The 2,762-nt window shown below is 38.4% G+C and carries 2 protein-coding genes; both read left to right on the forward strand.

Translation table 11 applies throughout. From position 1 onward, the window contains the following. Window positions 1-46 precede the first annotated feature (46 nt). On the forward strand, window positions 47-1,468 hold the full coding sequence (locus V7083_RS10605) for a sensor domain-containing diguanylate cyclase (RefSeq protein WP_335477494.1): 1,422 nt from the start codon (window positions 47-49) through the stop codon (window positions 1,466-1,468). An 88-nt stretch (window positions 1,469-1,556) separates the two neighbouring features. Further along, the gene (megL, locus tag V7083_RS10610; RefSeq protein ID WP_335477495.1) at window positions 1,557-2,741 is read left to right on the forward strand and encodes a methionine gamma-lyase; all 1,185 of its coding nucleotides are present in this window, start codon (window positions 1,557-1,559) and stop codon (window positions 2,739-2,741) included. Window positions 2,742-2,762: the final 21 nt, after the last annotated feature.

A 2,762-nucleotide genomic window follows, 5' to 3' on the forward strand; every position in this document is an offset into this window, starting at 1 on the left:
ATGTATATATTTGGAATTAAAGATAGAGAAAAATAGGTGGAGATAAATGGGTGTGTTACAAAATCAATTAGAGAGATATAAAAAATTATTCCATATATCAGAGAAACTTCATTCAACCATGAATGCGGATCTCTTGCTGGGTGAATTATTTGTCATCCTCAAAGAGGTTTATCCAAACTACTCCTATATTTTATTGTTATCGCATGATACACATTGTCACAATGACTTACCGATTATGGAAATTGATTATGATAGTGACAATTTCGCCGTAGTTACTGCTTATACCACCGGGATTAATCAGTTTGAATATTCCTCGGATGAGCAGCATGCCATTCTATATGCCCCGTTAAAGGGAAGACAAGGGATTTACGGGGTTTTGCAAATCATTGTTCCTGATTCCATCACATTCCCGGATGAAGAGATTGAGTTTATTACGTTATTTACCAATTGTGCAGGATCCGCCTTGGAAAACGCACGGCTTTACCAGCAGAACCATCAAGTGATTTCAAATTTAAAACTTCTTAATGATACTTCCCAACGCCTAAACTCAAACTCTCGCCTTGCGGAAAAAATGTCTTATGTTTCAGATCAAATTAAAGCATCATTCGAAGCGGAGGAAGTTGGTTTTTTCCTTGTTTCAGATGATCAAACGACGGTAAAGATACTCCATGGAACCACTCGTTACTTTTTTTCAAAGCAGGCTCGAATTTATCTGGATTATATAAAGAAAAAATTTCTCTTAGATCCAGAACCACTTTTTATCGGAGATGTTAATTTACATAAAATCGTTGATTTTAAAAATTTCCATTCTGTAATGGCGATACCGGTTTTTCAGAACGAAATTTTAAGGGGTTTTTCCATCGTTATGCATCATAAACCCTATTTCTTTTCTTTTGAAGCCTTTAAGCTGTTACAGTCACTTATCCAGCATTCATCTTTGGCTCTCACCAACACGTTGCTTCGTGAAGAATTAAGTAGACTAGTCATAACTGACCATCTTACAAAACTGCATTCTCGTAAATTTTTAGATGAAAAGATTCAACAATCAATGAGAGAAGACGAGGAAGGGACCTTTATCTTGGTCGACCTTGACAATTTTAAAAAAGTCAATGATTCTTTCGGGCATCAAATTGGTGATGAAGTCTTAGTCCAGGTAGCAATATTAATAAAATCTGGGATTAGAAAAAATGATATTGGCGCGCGCTGGGGCGGAGAAGAGCTGGCCATTTATCTTCCAGGTGTTTCATTGGAGGAAGGAGTGTCCATTGCAGAGAGATTAGTCGTGATGGTAAACGAAACTTCTACTCCCCATGTCACCGTTTCCTGCGGTGTCTCTTATTGGCATCAGGATTATCCCGACACTTATCAGGCACTATTTAAACGTGCCGATGAAGCCCTTTATTTCGCAAAGGAAACTGGTAAAAACAAAGTTGTTACTCAGGCAGATTATAATAAAGAAGCAGGCTGAGGTACCCATTAATTTGGGTGCCTTTATGGTGTTAAGAGACATATAATATAGTAGATTAAGAAAACGTTTCCAATTAGGAGGAGAAACTTTGGAGGATAAAAAAAACCGATTTGAAACGGAAGTCATTCATGCCGGCTATCAAGATGGTCAGCATCAAGCGAGCCTTGTGCCACCCTTGTATCAAACATCTACTTTCACATTTACAAGTGCTGAAATAGGTGAAAAAAGATTTGCCGGACAAGAAGATGGTTTTATTTATTCAAGATTAGGTAATCCAACTATAAAAATGCTTGAAGATCGAATAGCCGTTTTGGAAAAAGCAGAAGCTGGTTTGGCCTTTGCATCTGGAATGGCAGCCGTTAGCGCTGTAATAATCTCATTAACCAAAACAGGAGATCATATTTTATGCTCCCAAGGTGTTTATGGGTGTACTTTCGGACTGTTACAATTATTAAAGGAAAAATATGAGATTGACCATGATTTTTCCAGCATGGATTCTTTAGCCTCATTAGAAAGAGAAATAAGGCCAAATACGGCTTGTATTTATATCGAAACTCCCATTAATCCTACTATGAAGTTAGTTGACCTCGAAATGGTCGCATCTATCGCTAAGAAAAAAGGAATTCCAGTAGTTGTTGATAACACTTTCTGCTCCCCCTACCTACAAACCCCCATTACCTTAGGCTGCGATATTGTTATTCATAGTGCAACAAAATATATTTGCGGACATGGTGATGTCATTGCTGGACTTGTTGTTGGAAAGAAAGAATGGATTCAGAAGGTTTCAAGGACCACACAGAAGGATATTGGGGGAATCATTTCGCCATTTGATGCCTGGCTGTTGCTTCGGGGAATAAAAACATTGGCTGTTCGAATGGATCGTCATACCGAAAACGCTTATAAGTTATTTGAATTCCTTAGATGCCATCCTAAGGTCGAATCAATCTATTATCCAGGTGACAAGGAGCATAAAGATTATCCCATTATGAAAAAACAAATGAAACAGCCGGGCGGCTTGATTGCATTTTCTCTTAAAGGTTCTAAACAAACAGCACAGCAGTTTATGAATCATTTGAAAATCATTAAAATTGCCGTTAGTCTTGGAGACACGGAAACCTTAATCCAACACCCGGCAACTATGACCCATGCGGTTGTGCCCGAACAAGAAAGGCTGAAAATGGGCATAGGCTCTAATTTACTCAGGCTATCCGTTGGTCTTGAAGCTTGGGAGGATCTAAAAGAAGATCTGGAGCAAGCTTTAGAAAGGATATAAAAAAACTCGCCGCGGCGAGTT

This window comes from Bacillus sp. JJ1764 (assembly GCF_036962145.1).
Classification (GTDB): domain Bacteria; phylum Bacillota; class Bacilli; order Bacillales; family Cytobacillaceae; genus Neobacillus.

Coding starts and splice junctions, on each gene's coding strand:
- V7083_RS10605 (WP_335477494.1), top strand. CDS start 47: ATGGGTGTGTTACAAAATCAATTAGAGAGATATAAAAAATTATTCCAT.